The organism is Streptomyces sp. WMMC1477 (assembly GCF_027460245.1).
In the GTDB taxonomy this organism is placed as follows: domain Bacteria; phylum Actinomycetota; class Actinomycetes; order Streptomycetales; family Streptomycetaceae; genus Streptomyces.
The window spans coordinates 113,293-129,168 of the sequence record NZ_JAPZBD010000003.1 but is presented as its reverse complement, the minus strand read 5'-3'; the positions used below and the strand labels follow the sequence as shown (position 1 = coordinate 129,168).

At 73.0% G+C, this 15,876-nt stretch carries 15 protein-coding genes; 14 read left to right on the top strand and 1 reads right to left on the bottom strand.

Annotated features, from left to right (window positions below):
- Positions 1-96: 96 nt before the first annotated feature.
- From O7609_RS00995 to nusB, 4 genes are all read left to right on the top strand, one after another.
- A complete protein-coding gene (locus O7609_RS00995) occupies positions 97-1,017 on the top strand; it encodes an AAA family ATPase (protein ID WP_269742929.1) in 921 nt (306 codons plus the stop codon).
- 57 nt (positions 1,018-1,074) lie between these two features.
- The gene (locus O7609_RS00990) at positions 1,075-2,193 is read left to right on the top strand and encodes an aminopeptidase P family protein (protein ID WP_269733011.1); all 1,119 of its coding nucleotides are present in this window, start codon (positions 1,075-1,077) and stop codon (positions 2,191-2,193) included.
- Between the two features lie 71 nt (positions 2,194-2,264).
- Positions 2,265-2,831 (top strand): elongation factor P, encoded by a 567-nt coding sequence (gene efp / locus O7609_RS00985; protein ID WP_269733010.1) that lies wholly within the window; start codon positions 2,265-2,267, stop codon positions 2,829-2,831.
- A 2-nt stretch (positions 2,832-2,833) separates the two neighbouring features.
- Complete coding sequence (nusB, locus tag O7609_RS00980) at positions 2,834-3,259, top strand: transcription antitermination factor NusB (protein ID WP_269733009.1); 426 nt, start codon at positions 2,834-2,836, stop codon at positions 3,257-3,259.
- A gap of 243 nt (positions 3,260-3,502) precedes the next feature.
- On the opposite strand, the gene bldD is transcribed toward nusB, so the two are convergent.
- A complete protein-coding gene (gene bldD / locus O7609_RS00975) occupies positions 3,503-4,003 on the bottom strand; it encodes a transcriptional regulator BldD (RefSeq protein ID WP_191208980.1) in 501 nt (166 codons plus the stop codon).
- 316 nt (positions 4,004-4,319) lie between these two features.
- On the opposite strand from bldD, the gene pyrR reads away from it, so the two are divergent.
- The 10 genes from pyrR (at position 4,320) to gmk (ending at position 15,759) form a co-directional block, all read left to right on the top strand.
- The gene (gene pyrR / locus O7609_RS00970; RefSeq protein WP_269733008.1) at positions 4,320-4,949 is read left to right on the top strand and encodes a bifunctional pyr operon transcriptional regulator/uracil phosphoribosyltransferase PyrR; all 630 of its coding nucleotides are present in this window, start codon (positions 4,320-4,322) and stop codon (positions 4,947-4,949) included.
- A gap of 108 nt (positions 4,950-5,057) precedes the next feature.
- Complete coding sequence (locus O7609_RS00965; protein WP_269742928.1) at positions 5,058-6,059, top strand: aspartate carbamoyltransferase catalytic subunit; 1,002 nt, start codon at positions 5,058-5,060, stop codon at positions 6,057-6,059.
- The gene (locus tag O7609_RS00960; RefSeq protein ID WP_269733006.1) at positions 6,056-7,348 is read left to right on the top strand and encodes a dihydroorotase; all 1,293 of its coding nucleotides are present in this window, start codon (positions 6,056-6,058) and stop codon (positions 7,346-7,348) included. The genes O7609_RS00965 and O7609_RS00960 overlap by 4 nt, the downstream gene beginning before the upstream one ends.
- Positions 7,345-7,965, top strand: a complete 621-nt coding sequence (locus O7609_RS00955) for a PH-like domain-containing protein (protein WP_269733005.1) — start codon at positions 7,345-7,347, stop codon at positions 7,963-7,965. The genes O7609_RS00960 and O7609_RS00955 overlap by 4 nt, the downstream gene beginning before the upstream one ends.
- Positions 7,965-9,107 (top strand): glutamine-hydrolyzing carbamoyl-phosphate synthase small subunit, encoded by a 1,143-nt coding sequence (gene carA / locus O7609_RS00950; RefSeq protein WP_269736961.1) that lies wholly within the window; start codon positions 7,965-7,967, stop codon positions 9,105-9,107. Before O7609_RS00955 ends, carA begins: the two co-directional genes overlap by 1 nt.
- Positions 9,100-12,423, top strand: a complete 3,324-nt coding sequence (gene carB / locus O7609_RS00945) for a carbamoyl-phosphate synthase large subunit (RefSeq protein ID WP_269733004.1) — start codon at positions 9,100-9,102, stop codon at positions 12,421-12,423. The genes carA and carB overlap by 8 nt, the downstream gene beginning before the upstream one ends.
- Before the next feature lie 125 nt (positions 12,424-12,548).
- Complete coding sequence (locus O7609_RS00940; protein WP_269733003.1) at positions 12,549-13,670, top strand: quinone-dependent dihydroorotate dehydrogenase; 1,122 nt, start codon at positions 12,549-12,551, stop codon at positions 13,668-13,670.
- 62 nt (positions 13,671-13,732) lie between these two features.
- A complete protein-coding gene (pyrF, locus tag O7609_RS00935) occupies positions 13,733-14,527 on the top strand; it encodes an orotidine-5'-phosphate decarboxylase (RefSeq protein WP_443072220.1) in 795 nt (264 codons plus the stop codon).
- 240 nt (positions 14,528-14,767) lie between these two features.
- Complete coding sequence (locus tag O7609_RS00930) at positions 14,768-15,088, top strand: integration host factor, actinobacterial type (RefSeq protein WP_219090040.1); 321 nt, start codon at positions 14,768-14,770, stop codon at positions 15,086-15,088.
- An 83-nt stretch (positions 15,089-15,171) separates the two neighbouring features.
- A complete protein-coding gene (gene gmk, locus O7609_RS00925; RefSeq protein WP_269733001.1) occupies positions 15,172-15,759 on the top strand; it encodes a guanylate kinase in 588 nt (195 codons plus the stop codon).
- Positions 15,760-15,876 lie beyond the last annotated feature (117 nt).

The window sequence follows — 15,876 nt, the reverse complement described above, 5'->3', positions numbered from 1 at the left end:
CCCCGGCCGACCGCACGGGCGGAAGACGGTACCGTGCGGTGAACTGAACGGTGGGCGTGCGGAGATCGCGCGTTCCGGACGACGGAGTGGTACCGGATGCAGCAGTACGTGGGACTCGCACACGGCGGGCGCCCTCCCGCCCCTCCCGGTCACCTGTCGCCTCCTCCCGGGCCGTCGGCCGCCCGTGGTCCCGGCTGGGCGGGTCCGCCGCCGCACGGTGCGCCGCCCGCCGCCCCGCCCCGCCCCGCGCCGGGTCAGCCGGCCCCCGCACCGCAGCCGGCGGCCCCGCGGCAGGTCCCCCCGCAGCATCCCGGCGGCGGCTCCCAGCCCGCGCCCCCGCCGCGCTCCGAGGGCACCGGCCAGGTGCGGCTGCCGGCCGGCACCCCGGTGCAGATCCCCCCACCCCCGGCCCGGCCCACCCCCGGCACGGCCCCGCAGGACGGTCCGCTGGAGGCCACCCAGGTTCCCGTCGCCGTCCTGCTCATCGGCCCGGCCGGTGCGGGCAAGACGACCGTCGCCCGCTACTGGGCCGAGCGCCGGCGGGTGCCCACGGCCCACATCAGCCTCGACGACGTCCGCGAGTGGGTGCGCGCCGGTTTCGCCGACCCCCAGCAGGGCTGGAGCGACGGTTCCGAGGCCCAGTACCGGCTGGCCCGCCGGACCTGCGGCTTCGCCGCCCGGAACTTCCTGGCCAACGGCATCTCCTGCATCCTCGACGACGCCGTCTTCCCCGACTGGCCGGTGGTCGGCCTGGGCGGATGGAAGCGCCACGTCGGCCCCGGACTCATCCCCGTCGTCCTGCTGCCCGGGCTCGACGTCGTCCTCGAACGCAACGCCGAGCGCAGCGGCAACCGTCGCCTCTCCGACGAGGAGGTGGCCCGCATCCACGGCCGCATGGCCGGCTGGTACAGCAGTGGGCTGCCCATCATCGACAACACCCGGCACGGCGTGGAGGCCACCGCGCGGCTGCTGGACGAGGCCGTCGCCCGCAGCCTCGCCAGCCCGCCCTCCTGGTAACCCCCGTCCGGCCCCGCTCGGACGGCCCCCCGGTGCGCCGCGCCGTAGGCTCGGTGCATGTCCGAGGTGCACATGGCCCGACGCTCCCGCCTCCGCGAGCGCTCCACGGCGACCGGGGCCGCCGACGGCACGGCCGTCCTGGTCTCCACCCCGGCCAACCTGCGGTACCTCACCGGCACTGCCCCGCCCGACGCCGTCCTGCTCCTCGACCCGGACGGGTACGACACGCTGGTGACCCGCGCCGACGGCGGCCCGCTGCCCGCCCTGGGCGACGGAACGGACGCGCTGCGGGTGCGCGCCCTGACCGCACCCGGCGGGGACCCCGTCGTCACCGCCGCGGAGCTGGCGGGCCGGGGCCGCACCCGTGTCCTGGCGGTGGAGGAGCACCACCTCACGGTGGCCCGTCACCGGGCCCTGGCGGCCGTGGCCCCGCACCTGCGCCTCGCCGACCTGGGCACCGCCGTGGAGCAGCAGCGGCTGGTCAAGGACGAGGACGAGATCGCCGCCCTGCGCATCGCGGCCGAGATCACCGACCAGGCCCTCGGGGAACTTCTGGAGTCGATCCTCGTGGGCCGCACCGAGCGCCACCTGGCCCTGGAGCTGGAACGGCGGCTGATCGACCACGGTGCCGAGGGGTCGGCCTTTCCCACCAGCGTCGGCACCGGCCGCAACTCCGGGCTCGCCGATCACGTCCCGACCGACCGCAGGGTGGAGGAGGGCGACTTCCTCACGGTGCGCCTCGGCGCACGCTACCGCGGATACCGGTGCCGCATCGGTCGCACGTTCGTCATCGGCACGGCCCCGGCCGACTGGCAGATCCAGCTCTACGACCTGGTGTTCGGCGCCGAGCGGGCGGCGCGGGAGGCGCTCGCCCCCGGGGCGCAGTACCGTGCGGTGGACCGCGCGGCACGCCAACTCCTGGACGCGCAAGGGTACCCGGACGCCCTCGGCCGGGCGGTGGGCGTGGGGGTGGGCCTGGAAATCGGAGAGGACCCGCTCCTGTCCCCCGAGGCCGTGGGTAAACTGGACGCTTGTGTGCCGGTCACCGTCGAGCCGGGGGTTCACCTCCCCGGCCGGGGCGGCGTCCGGATCGATGACACACTCGTCGTCCGTGCTCAGTCGGACGGCGGGCCGGAGCTACTCACCATCACGACCAAGGAGCTGCTCGCTCTGTAGCGTGCCGGCCGGTCCCCGGGCCGGGCGGGCCTTGGTCCCGTAAAGCAGCGTCTGTAGGAGATTCCGCGACCGTGGCCACCACGAACGACCTGAAGAACGGCATGGTGCTCAAGCTCGACGCGGGCCAGCTCTGGTCCGTTGTCGAGTTCCAGCACGTCAAGCCCGGCAAGGGCCCTGCCTTCGTGCGCACCAAGCTGAAGAACGTGCTGTCCGGCAAGATCGTCGACAAGACGTTCAACGCCGGCACGAAGGTCGAGACGGCCACCGTGGACCGACGCACGATGCAGTTCTCGTACATGGACGGCGAGCACTTCGTCTTCATGGACATGAGCACGTACGACCAGCTCCCCGTCGACCGCGAGACCGTCGGTGAGGCCGCCAACTACCTCATCGAGGGCTTCGAGGCCACGGTGGCGATGTACGAGGGCAACGTCCTCTTCGTCGAGCTGCCCGCCTCTGTCGAGCTGACCATCGAGCACACCGACCCGGGCGTCCAGGGCGACCGCTCCACCGGCGGCACCAAGCCCGCCCGCCTGGAGACCGGCTTCGAGATCGGCGTCCCGCTGTTCATCACCACCGGCGAGAAGGTCAAGGTCGACACCCGCTCCGGCGAGTACCTCGGCCGGGTGAACAGCTAACCGTGGCTGCTCGCACCAAGGCACGCAAGCGGGCCTTCCAGATCCTCTTCGAGTCGGACCAGCGCGGCGCCGACGTCGCCTCCGTCCTGGCGGACTGGGTCCGGCACGCCCGCAGCGACACCCGGCAGCCGCCGGTGAGTGAGTACACGATGCAGCTCGTGGAGGGGTACGCCCGGCACGCGGACCGCATCGACGAGCTGATCTCCTCGCACTCGGTCGGCTGGACGCTGGACCGGATGCCGGCCGTCGACCGCAACCTGCTGCGGCTGGGCGCGTACGAGCTGCTGTGGGAGGAGGAGACGCCCGACGCGGTCGTCCTCGACGAGTGCGTCCAGCTCGCCAAGGAGTTCTCCACGGACGAGTCGCCCGCCTTCATCAACGGTCTCCTCGGCCGGCTGAAGGATCTCGGTCCGACTCTGCGCGGCTGAAGCCCGGCGGCGGACAGCTCACCGCCACCACGGCGAAGGCCCCGGAACCCGCTCGCAAGCGGGTTCCGGGGCCTTCGCCGTGTGCTGAACAGCAGACCCGGCCGGGGCTGCCGCGCTCTCGCACCGGCGGGGGCGGCGCGGCGACCGCGCGGTGGGCGGGCGTGCGACGGCGGCTCCACGTGCCTCCGCCCCCGCCCGGGGGCCGGGCGGGGGCGGAGGCACGTTTCTTCGGAGGCCTCGCCGTCAGGCGTCCTCGTGGGCGACAGCGCGGCGCGCGTCCGCGTCCAGCACGCCCCAGCTGATGAGCTGCTCGGTCAGCACCGAGGGCGACTGGTCGTAGATGACGGCCAGCGTGCGCAGGTCGTCCTGGCGGATCGAGAGCACCTTGCCGTTGTAGTCGCCCCGCTGGCTCTGGATCGTCGCCGCGTAACGCTGCAGTGGCCCGGCCTTGTCGGCCGGGACGTGGGCGAGACGCTCCAGGTCCAGAACGAGCTTCGGCGGCGGCTCGGCGGCTCCACCCGGCGTGCTGCCGGGCAGCAGCTCCTGCACGGGGACGCCGTAGAAGTCCGCCAGCTCGGCGAGGCGCTGCACGGTCACCGCGCGGTCTCCGCGCTCGTACGAGCCCACCACGACCGCCTTCCAACGGCCCTGGGACTTCTCTTCGACGCCGTGGAGGGAGAGGCCCTGCTGGGTGCGGATCGCCCGGAGCTTGGCCCCGAGCTGTTTGGCGTATTCGCTGGACATGTGGCTCCCCGGAAAGAGGCGTTGGTAACTCACTGTGAGGTTACGCAGCGTAATGTACGCCGTCAAGCCGGGGACGTCGACCACCTGGGCCGCATCGGCCCCACCAGTCCCGCCGGCCCCCGCTGACCAGCGGTGATGCGAAAGTCGGAGCTTCGGCCGTCCGGGGGGCCGTCCGAGCGGTTCCCGCGGCCCGCGGCGCGACGGGACGCCTCCGGGGCGGCGGCGGGCGGTCCGGCGTCGCCTGGTACCGTTGACGCGCACCACCAGGCGTCCTTTAAAGCCCGTCCCGTGAGGCGGGGAAGGAGGTCCGTTACCCATGGACAGCAACACCGGCGGCACCAGCCAGGCCGCACCCGCCCGCCCCGTGCTCGAGGGGCCGGACATCGCGCGTGTCCTCACGCGCATCGCCCACGAGATCGTCGAGCGTGCCAAGGGCGCGGACGACGTCGTACTCCTCGGCATCCCCACGCGCGGCGTCCACCTCGCCCACCGGCTCGCGGCCAAGCTGGAGGAGATCACCTCCCGGCCCGTCCCGGTCGGCTCGCTGGACATCACGATGTACCGCGACGACCTGCGGCTGCGCCCCGCGCGGGCCCTCGCCCGCACCGAGATCCCCGGGGACGGCATCGAGGGCTCCCTCGTCGTCCTCGTCGACGACGTGCTCTTCTCCGGACGGACGATCCGCGCCGCGCTCGACGCCCTGGGCGACCTCGGCAGGCCCCGCGCCGTGCAGCTCGCCGTGCTCGTCGACCGAGGTCACCGCGAACTCCCCATCCGCGCCGACTACGTGGGCAAGAACCTGCCCACCTCGCTGCGCGAGACGGTCCGCGTCCAGCTCACCGAGGAGGACGGCCGCGACGGCGTGCTGCTCGGCCTCCGCCAGGCGGCCGAGGCGGGCGCACCTCCCGCCGAGGACCGCGAGGCCGCGCCGGCCGACGACCGGTAGCGCCCACCGGCGCACCGACGACTCCCGCCGAGACGCCCGGCCGGGCCCGCCCACGCGCGCCCGCCCGGCCACCCGGCACGCCCGTCCCCACCCCACGGAAGGCAACAGATGAAGCGCCACCTCATCTCGGCCGCCGATCTCTCCCGCGATGACGCCGTCCTCATCCTCGACACCGCCGAGGAGCTGGGCCGCCTCGCCGACCGGCCGATCAAGAAGCTGCCCACTCTGCGCGGCCGCACCGTCGTCAACCTCTTCTTCGAGGACTCCACCCGCACCCGCATCTCCTTCGAGGCGGCGGCCAAGCGGCTCTCCGCCGACGTGATCAACTTCTCCGCGAAGGGGTCCTCGGTCTCCAAGGGCGAGTCCCTGAAGGACACGGCGCTGACCCTGGAGGCGATGGGCGCGGACGCCGTCGTCATCCGGCACCACGACTCCGGGGCGCCGCACCGGCTGGCCACCTCGGGCTGGATCGGCGGCTCGGTCGTCAACGCCGGGGACGGCACCCACGAGCACCCCACCCAGGCCCTGCTGGACGCCTTCACGCTGCGCCGCCGCCTCGGCGGGGGCGCCGGCAAGGACCTCGGCGGCCGCAGGGTCACCATCGTCGGGGACATCCTGCACAGCCGCGTCGCCCGTTCGGGCGTCCGGCTGCTGAGCACCCTCGGCGCCGAGGTCACCCTCGTCGCCCCGCCCACGCTCGTCCCCGTCGGCGTCGACGCCTGGCCGTGCGAGGTCTCGTACGATCTGGACGCCGTGCTCGGCACGTCCGACGCCGTCATGATGCTGCGCGTGCAGCGCGAACGCATGAACGCCGCCTACTTCCCCACCGAGCGCGAGTACGCCCGCCGCTACGGGCTGGACGGCACCCGCATGGCCCGCATGCCCGAGCATGCCGTCGTCATGCACCCCGGGCCGATGAACCGCGGCATGGAGATCACCGCCGACGTCGCCGACTCGCCCCGCTGCACCGCCGTCGAGCAGGTCACCAACGGGGTCAGCACGCGCATGGCCGTCCTGTACCTGCTGCTCGGCGGCGCGCTGCCCGGCGCAGCCCCCGCCGGGACGGCCGCCGACACCACCCACGAGAGCACCGCCGAGGAGACCAAGTGACCACCGAGAAGACCCTGATCCGCGGCGCGCGCGTCCTCGGCGGCCCCGCCCGGGACGTCCTCGTCGCGGGCGAGAGCATCGCGCAGGTCGGGACCGGGCTGTCCGCCGAGGACGCGACGGTCGTCGAGGCGGAGGGGCTCGTCCTCCTGCCCGGCCTGGTCGACCTGCACACCCACCTGCGCGAGCCCGGCCGCGAGGACTCCGAGACGGTCCTCACCGGCACCCGGGCCGCGGCCAGGGGCGGCTTCACCGCGGTGCACGCCATGGCCAACACCTTCCCCGTCGCCGACACCGCTGGCGTCGTCGAGCAGGTGTGGCGCCTCGGCCGCGAGTCCGGCTACTGCGACGTGCAGCCCGTCGGCGCCGTCACCGTCGGGCTCGCGGGCAAGCAGCTCGCCGAGCTGGGGGCCATGCACGAGTCGGCGGCCGGGGTCACCGTCTTCTCCGACGACGGCAAGTGCGTCGACGACGCGGTGATCATGCGCCGGGCCCTGGAGTACGTGAAGGCCTTCGACGGCGTCGTGGCCCAGCACGCGCAGGAGCCGCGGCTGACCGAGGGCGCCCAGATGAACGAGGGCGTCGTCTCCGCCGAGCTGGGTCTCGGCGGCTGGCCGGCCGTCGCCGAGGAGTCGATCGTCTCCCGCGACGTCCTCCTCGCCGCGCACGTCGGCTCCCGCGTCCACATCTGCCACCTGTCCACCGCCGGTTCGGTGGAGATCGTGCGCTGGGCCAAGTCCAAGGGCTGGGACGTCACCGCCGAGGTGACCCCGCACCACCTGCTGCTCACCGACGAGCTGGTCCGCTCCTACGACCCCGTCTACAAGGTCAACCCCCCGCTGCGCACCCAGGACGACGTCCTCGCCCTGCGCGCCGCCCTGGCCGACGGCACGATCGACTGCGTCGCGACCGACCACGCCCCGCACCCGCACGAGGACAAGGACTGCGAGTGGGGCGCCGCCGCCATGGGCATGGTGGGCCTGGAGACGGCCCTGTCCGTCGTGCAGCACACCATGGTCGACACCGGGCTGCTGGACTGGGCCCAGGTCGCCGACCGGATGTCTCTCCGGCCCGCCCGCATCGGCCGCCTGGCCGGCCAGGGCCGCCCCGTCTCACCCGGCGAGCCCGCCAACCTCACACTCGTCGATCCGGCATACCGTGGACAGGTGAACCCCGCGGGCTTCGCCTCCCGCAGCCGCAACACCCCCTACCGGGACCGCGAGCTGCCGGGCCGCGTCACGCACACCTTCCTGCGGGGCCGGGCCACGGTGACAGACGGGAACCTCGCGTGAACGCATCGGTACGCACTTACCTCGCCGACACCGCCCTGGCGGCCGAGCGCCAGTCGCAGGAGGTGACCGACTGGGTCTCCCGCGTCGGGTGGACGGTCGGCATCCTGCTCGTCATCGCGCTGGTGTACTGGCTGATGCGCGAGGGCTGGAAGTGGCGCGGTACGCTCCAGCACGACCTGCCCGAGCCCGCCGCCGTCCCCGAGGACGCCGGCGCGGCGAAGCTGACCCTCGACGGCCGTTACCACGGCAGCACCACCGAGGGCCAGTGGCTCGACCGCATCGTCGCGCACGGCCTCGGCACCCGCAGCCGGGTGGAGCTGACCCTCACGGACGAGGGCCTCACCGTGCTGCGTCCCGGCGCCCGGGACTTCTTCGTCCCCGCCGACGCACTGCGCGGCGCCCGCCTCGACAAGGGCATCGCCGGCAAGGTCCTCACCGAGGGCGGCCTGCTGGTGATCACCTGGCAGCTCGGCACCCGCACCCTGGACTCCGGCTTCCGGGCCGATCACCCCGCCGAGCACGCGGCGTGGGTCGAGGCAGTCGAGACGGCAGCAGCCGTCACCACCCCCTCCGGCGACAGTGCCGTCGCCGGGCAGCACGACCGGGAAGGCGCATGATGACGACCTCCACCCGTACCACCGCACCGGCGGCCGCCGTACTCGTCCTGGAGGACGGCCGGGTCTTCCGCGGCCGTCCCTACGGCGCCGTGGGCGAGACCTTCGGCGAGGCCGTCTTCTCCACCGGCATGACCGGCTACCAGGAGACCCTCACCGACCCTTCCTACCACCGCCAGGTCGTCGTGATGACCGCCCCGCACGTGGGCAACACCGGGGTCAACGACGAGGACCCCGAGTCGCGGCGCATCTGGGTCGCCGGCTACGTCGTCCGCGACCCCGCCCGCGTCCCGTCCAACTGGCGCTCCGTGCGCACGCTCGACGAGGAGCTGGCCGCACAGGGCGTCGTGGGCATCAGCGGCATCGACACCCGGGCCCTGACCCGCCACCTGCGCGAGCGCGGCGCGATGCGCGTCGGCATCTTCTCCGGAGACGCCGTCGAGACCGACGCGGCGCTGCTCGCCCGCGTCCTGCAGGCGCCGGAGATGAAGGGCGCCGACCTGTGCGGCGAGGTCGCCACCCGCGAGCCCTACGTCGTCCCGGCCGTCGGTGAGAAGCGCTTCACCGTGGCCGCCGTCGACCTCGGCATCAAGGGCATGACCCCGCACCGCATGGCCGAGCGCGGCATCGAGGTGCACGTCCTGCCGGCCTCCTCCTCGCTGGAGGACGTCTACGCCGTGCGCCCCGACGGCGTCTTCTTCTCCAACGGCCCCGGCGACCCGGCCACCGCCGACCACCCCGTCTCGCTCGTGCAGGGCGTGCTGGAGCGCGGCACCCCGCTGTTCGGGATCTGCTTCGGCAACCAGATCCTCGGCCGCGCCCTCGGCTTCGGCACCTTCAAGCTCAAGTACGGCCACCGCGGCATCAACCAGCCGGTGCAGGACCGCGCCACCGGCAAGGTCGAGATCACCGCGCACAACCACGGCTTCGCCGTCGACGCGCCGCTGGACGGACCGTCGGACACGCCCTACGGGCGGGCCGAGGTCAGCCACGTGTGCCTCAACGACAACGTCGTCGAGGGGCTGCGTCTGCTCGACCGCCCCGCCTTCAGCGTCCAGTACCACCCCGAAGCGGCGGCCGGCCCGCACGACGCGGCCTATCTGTTCGACCGCTTCGTCACCCTGATGGAGGGCCAGCGTGCCTAAGCGCACCGATATCCAGTCCGTCCTGGTCATCGGCTCCGGCCCGATCGTCATCGGGCAGGCCGCCGAGTTCGACTACTCCGGCACCCAGGCGTGCCGTGTGCTCAAGGCCGAGGGCCTGCGCGTCATCCTGGTGAACTCCAACCCGGCGACGATCATGACCGACCCGGAGGTCGCCGACGCCACCTACGTCGAGCCGATCACCCCCGAGTTCGTCGAGAAGATCATCGCCAAGGAGCGGCCCGACGCCCTGCTGCCCACCCTCGGCGGGCAGACCGCGCTCAACACCGCCATCTCCCTGCACCAGGCCGGCACCCTCGCCACGTACGGCGTCGAGCTGATCGGCGCCAACGTCGAGGCGATCAACAAGGGCGAGGACCGCGACCTGTTCAAGGAGGTCGTCGCGGCCGTCAACGCCAAGATCGGCCACGGCGAGTCGGCCCGCTCGGTCATCTGCCACACCATGGACGAGGTCATCGCCGGCGTCGACGAGCTCGGCGGCTACCCCGTCGTCGTCCGCCCTTCCTTCACCATGGGCGGCGCGGGTTCCGGCTTCGCCCACGACGAGGACGAGCTGCGCCGCATCGCCGGCCAGGGCCTCGCCCTCTCGCCGACCACCGAGGTGCTCCTGGAGGAGTCCATCCTCGGCTGGAAGGAGTACGAGCTGGAGCTGATGCGCGACAAGCACGACAACGTCGTGGTCGTCTGCTCCATCGAGAACTTCGACCCCATGGGCGTGCACACCGGCGACTCCATCACCGTCGCCCCGGCGATGACGCTCACCGACCGCGAGTACCAGGTCCTGCGGGACGTCGGCATCGCCGTCATCCGCGAGGTCGGCGTGGACACCGGCGGCTGCAACATCCAGTTCGCCGTCAACCCCGCCGACGGCCGGGTCATCGTCATCGAGATGAACCCCCGCGTCTCCCGCTCCTCGGCGCTCGCGTCCAAGGCCACCGGCTTCCCGATCGCCAAGATCGCCGCGAAGCTCGCCGTCGGCTACTCCCTGGACGAGATCCCCAACGACATCACCGAGCAGACGCCGGCCTCGTTCGAGCCCACGCTCGACTACGTCGTGGTGAAGGCGCCGCGCTTCGCCTTCGAGAAGTTCCCGCTGGCCGACAGCACCCTCACCACGACCATGAAGTCCGTCGGCGAGGCCATGGCCATCGGCCGGAACTTCCCCGAGGCCCTGCAGAAGGCGCTGCGCTCGCTGGAGAAGAAGGGCAGCCAGTTCGACTTCACCGGACCGGCCGGGAACGCCGACGACAAGGAAGCCCTCCTGGCCGAGGCGCGCCGCCCCACCGACGGCCGTGTCAACACCGTCATGGGGGCCATCCGCGCCGGGGCGAGCCCCGAGGAGGTCTTCGAGTCGACGAAGATCGACCCGTGGTTCGTCGACCAGCTCTTCCTCATCAAGGAGGTCGCCGACGAGCTCGCGGCCGCCGAGCTCCTCACCCCCGAGATCCTCGCCGAGGCCAAGCGCTACGGCTTCTCCGACGCGCAGATCGCCTCCCTGCGGGGCCTGCGCGAGGACGTCGTCCGCGAGGTCCGGCACGCCCTCGGCGTCCGCCCCGTCTACAAGACCGTCGACACCTGCGCCGCCGAGTTCGCCGCCCGCACCCCGTACTTCTACTCCTCCTACGACGAGGAGAGCGAGGTCGCGCCGCGCCAGAAGCCGGCCGTGGTCATCCTGGGCTCCGGGCCCAACCGCATCGGCCAGGGCATCGAGTTCGACTACTCCTGCGTGCACGCCTCCCTCGCGCTGAGCGAGGCCGGCTACGAGACCGTCATGGTCAACTGCAACCCCGAGACCGTCTCCACCGACTACGACACCTCCGACCGGCTCTACTTCGAGCCGCTCACCCTGGAGGACGTCCTGGAGATCGTGCACGCGGAGCAGCAGGCGGGCCCGGTGGCCGGCGTCGTCGTCCAGCTCGGCGGCCAGACACCGCTGGGCCTGGCCCAGGCGCTCAAGGACAACGGCGTCCCCGTCGTCGGCACCCCGCCCGAGGCCATCCACGCCGCCGAGGACCGCGGCGCCTTCGGCCGCGTCCTGACCGAGGCCGGACTGCCCGCGCCCAAGTACGGCACCGCCTACTCCTTCGACGAGGCCAAGACGATCGCCGCGAGCATCGGCTACCCCGTCATGGTGCGCCCCTCCTACGTGCTCGGCGGGCGGGGCATGGAGATCGTCTACGACGAGCCGTCCCTGGGCGCCTACCTGGAACGGCACGCCGGTCTCATCTCCGAGCACCCCGTCCTCATCGACCGCTTCCTCGACGACGCCATCGAGATCGACGTCGACGCCCTCTACGACGGCGAGGAGCTCTACCTCGGCGGCGTCATGGAGCACATCGAGGAAGCCGGCATCCACTCCGGCGACTCGGCCTGCGCCCTGCCCCCGATCACCCTCGGCGGGTACGACATCAAGCGGCTGCGCGCCTCCACCGAGGCCATCGCCCGCGGGGTCGGCGTGCGCGGGCTGATCAACATCCAGTTCGCCCTGGCCGGGGACATCCTCTACGTGCTGGAGGCCAACCCCCGCGCCTCCCGCACCGTCCCGTTCACCTCCAAGGCCACCGCCGTGCCGCTGGCCAAGGCCGCCGCCCGCATCTCGCTCGGCTCCACCATCGCCGAGCTGCGCGCCGAGGGCCTGCTCCCGGCCGAGGGCGACGGCGGCACCCTGCCGCTGGACGCGCCCATCTCCGTCAAGGAGGCCGTCATGCCCTGGACCCGCTTCCGGGACGTGCACGGGCGCGGCGTGGACACCGTCCTGGGCCCGGAGATGCGCTCGACCGGTGAGGTCATGGGCATCGACTCCGTCTTCGGCTCGGCCTACGCCAAGTCCCAGGCGGGCGCCTACGGCGCCCTGCCGACGAAGGGGCGGGCGTTCGTCTCGGTCGCCAACCGCGACAAGCGCTCGATGATCTTCCCCGCCCGGGAGCTGGTCGCCCTCGGCTTCGAGCTGCTGGCCACCTCCGGCACCGCCGAGGTGCTGCGGCGCAACGGCATCAACGCCACCGTCGTGCGCAAGCAGAGCGAGGGCGAGGGGCCGAACGGCGAGAAGACCGTCGTCCAGCTCATCCACGACGGCCAGGTCGACCTCATCATCAACACTCCGTACGGCACCGGCGGCCGGCTGGACGGTTACGACATCCGCACCGCGGCCGTGGCCCGTGCCGTGCCGTGCCTGACCACGGTCCAGGCCCTCGCGGCGGCCGTCCAGGGCATCGAGGCCCTCGGGCGCGGCGAGGTCGGCGTCCGCTCCCTCCAGGAACACGCCGAACACCTGCACGCCGCACGCGGCACCCGCTGACGGGAGAGGGGGACGCCACCGGCGTCCCCCTCCCTCGCGTCGGGCCCGCGCCGCACCGGCCTCCGGCCCCCGCGCTCCGGCTCCACGACCCGCGCCGCCCCGGCGCCACACGAAGGCATCCACGCATGTACCGCCTGATGTTCCACCTCCTCTTCCGCCGCCTGGACCCCGAGAAGGCCCACCACCTCGCCTTCGGCTGGATCCGGGCCCTGGCCCGCGTCCCGGTCCTCCGGACCTTCGCCGCGGCCTTCCTCGCCCCGCGCCACCGCTCGCTGCGGCTGGTGGCCCTCGGCCGCCGCATGCACGGGCCGTTCGGCCTGGCCGCGGGCTTCGACAAGAACGCCGTCGGCATCGACGGGCTGACGATGCTCGGCTTCGACCACGTGGAGATCGGCACCGTCACGGCCGAGCCGCAGCCGGGCAACCCGCCCCGGCGGCTGTTCCGGCTGGTCGCCGACCGCGCCCTGATCAACCGCATGGGCTTCAACAACGAGGGCTCGGCGGCCGTGGCCGAGCGGCTGGCCGCCCGGGCTGCCACCCGGCCCCCGTTCCGGGCGCTGATCGGCGTCAACATCGGCAAGACGAAGGTCGTCCCCGAGGAGGAGGCCGTCGCCGACTACGTCACCTCGACCGAGCGCCTGGCGCCCTACGCGGGGTACCTCGTCGTCAACGTCTCCTCGCCCAACACTCCGGGGCTGCGGAACCTCCAGGCCACCGAGCAGCTCAGGCCCCTGCTCACCGCCGTGCGCGAGGCCGCCGACCGGGTGACGACGGGACGGCGCGTGCCCCTGCTGGTCAAGATCGCCCCCGACCTGGCCGACGCCGACGTCGACGCCGTCGCGGACCTCGCCGTCGAACTGGGCCTGGACGGGATCATCGCCACCAACACCACCGTCGCCCGCGAGGGCCTCGGCCTCCGCTCGCCCGAGCGGCTGACGAAGGAGGCCGGCGGCCTGTCCGGAGCCCCGCTCAAGGAGCGCTCGCTGGAGGTCCTGCGCCGGCTGTACGCCCGTGTGGGCGACCGGCTGACCCTCGTCGGCGTCGGCGGCGTCGAGACCGCCGACGACGCCTGGGAGCGCGTCCTGGCCGGCGCGACCCTGGTCCAGGGCTACAGCGCCTTCGTCTACGAGGGCCCGCTGTGGCCCCGGCGCATCCACCAGGGTCTCGCCGAGCGGCTGGCCGCGAGCCCGTACGAGACCCTCGCCGACGCCGTCGGCGCTGACACCCGCAAGCCGGAGGCCCCGTGACGAAGACCCCGACCACCGCGCCCGGACCCGGCGAACCCTTCGGCCTCCGGCTGCGCCGCGCCATGGACGAGCGCGGCCCCCTGTGCGTGGGCATCGACCCGCACGCCGCGCTGCTGGAGGGCTGGGGTCTCGGGGACGACGTCGCCGGGCTGGAGCGCTTCACGCGCACCGTCGTGGACGCCCTCGCCGACCGGGTGGCGGTCTTCAAACCCCAGTCCGCCTTCTTCGAGCGCTTCGGCTCCCGCGGCGTCGCCGTCCTGGAACAGGCCGTCGCGGACGCCCGCTCGGCCGGGGCGCTGGTGCTCATGGACGCCAAGCGCGGCGACATCGGCTCGACGATGGCCGCCTACGCCGCGGCCTACCTGGACCGCCGCAGCCCGCTGTTCTCGGACGCCGTGACGCTGAGCCCCTACCTCGGCTTCGGCTCGCTGCGTCCCGCCCTGGACACCGCCCGCGCCAACGGGGCCGGGGTCTTCGTCCTCGCCCTGACCTCCAACCCCGAGGGCCCCGAGGTGCAGCGCGCGGCGGCGGCGGACGGCCGGACGGTGGCGCAGGTCGTGCTCGACCACCTCGCAACCGAGAACGCCGGAGCCGAGCCGCTCGGCTCGTTCGGGGCCGTGGTCGGCGCGACACTGGGGGAGGCGGATGCCGAGCTGGCCATGGGTGGCCCCCTGCTGGCTCCGGGCCTCGGCGCCCAGGGGGCCGGCCCGGAGGATCTGCCCAGGGTGTTCGGGGACGCGCTGCGGAACGTGCTCCCGACGGTCAGTCGCGGGGTGCTGCGGCACGGTCCGGAGGCCGCCGCACTGCGTGCCGCCGCCGACGCGGAGACGGACGCGCTGGTGGCGGTTCTGGGCTGACCGCGGCCCCACGGCGGCGTCCGCTCGCGACTACCGTTGGGTAATGTCCGGAAAAGTCCTCTTCGGCTTGAGTCTGACCAGGACTTTTCCGCTGTTCTCGCTGACTGTGGCGCCGCGGGGGGCTAGTCTCCGGTCAGAGCGGCGTGAACAGGCGCGTTGCTCGTTGCCCCACCTGGGTGGGGCTACTAGGTTCCTCAGCGATCCATATCCGACCAGTTCGATATCCGAGGTGACGAAGGCGTGGCTCTTCCGCCCCTTACCCCTGAACAGCGCGCAGCCGCGCTTGAGAAGGCCGCCGCGGCTCGCCGGGAGCGCGCCGAGGTCAAGAACCGGCTCAAGCACTCGGGTGCCTCCCTGCACGACGTCATCGAGCAGGGCCAGAAGAACGACGTGATCGGCAAGATGAAGGTCAGCGCCCTTCTGGAGTCCCTGCCCGGCGTCGGCAAGGTCCGGGCCCGTCAGATCATGGAGCGGCTCGGCATCTCCGAGAGCCGCCGGGTCCGCGGTCTCGGCTCCAACCAGATCGCCGCGCTCGAGCGAGAGTTCGGCGCCAACACCTGACCGGGTGATGCCAGCGGGTGCGGATTCCGCGGTGAGACCGCCCCCGTGGCCCGGGCGCTTCCGGAAACCGGGATAATCGCTGTATGACTACTCCCGTCTCCCGGGGGGAAACCCCGGCGCCCCCGGAAAGACACCCGCGGCTGACCGTGCTCTCCGGCCCCTCCGGGGTCGGCAAGAGCACGGTCGTGGCACATCTGCGCACCGTGCACCCCGAGGTGTGGCTCTCTGTCTCGGCGACCACCCGCAGGCCGAGGCCCGGCGAGCAGCACGGCGTGCACTACTTCTTCGTCGACGACGAGGAGTTCGACAAGCTCGTCGCCAACGGCGAGCTGCTGGAGTGGGCCGAGTTCGCCGGCAACCGGTACGGCACCCCGCGCCGCGCGGTGCTGGAGAAGCTGGAGGCCGGCGAGCCGGTGCTCCTGGAGATCGATCTCCAGGGCGCCCGGCTGGTGCGCTCGTCGATGCCCGAGGCCCAGCTCGTCTTCCTGGCTCCGCCGAGCTGGGACGAGCTGGTGCGACGGCTGACGGGCCGGGGTACGGAGGCGCCCGAGGTGATCGAGCGCCGGCTGGCCGCGGCCCGCACCGAACTGGCGGCCGAGCCGGAGTTCGACGTGACGCTGGTCAACACCTCCGTCGAGGACGTGGCCGCGGAACTGCTAGCCTTGCTCTGATGACCTGGGGCGGTACGCGGCGGGCCCGGTCGGCCCGTCGGGCTCGGCAGACCCGCCGGGATCGCCGGGATCGCCGAACGGCCACCGTCTCGGTCCGCCCCGATCATCCGCCCTGAT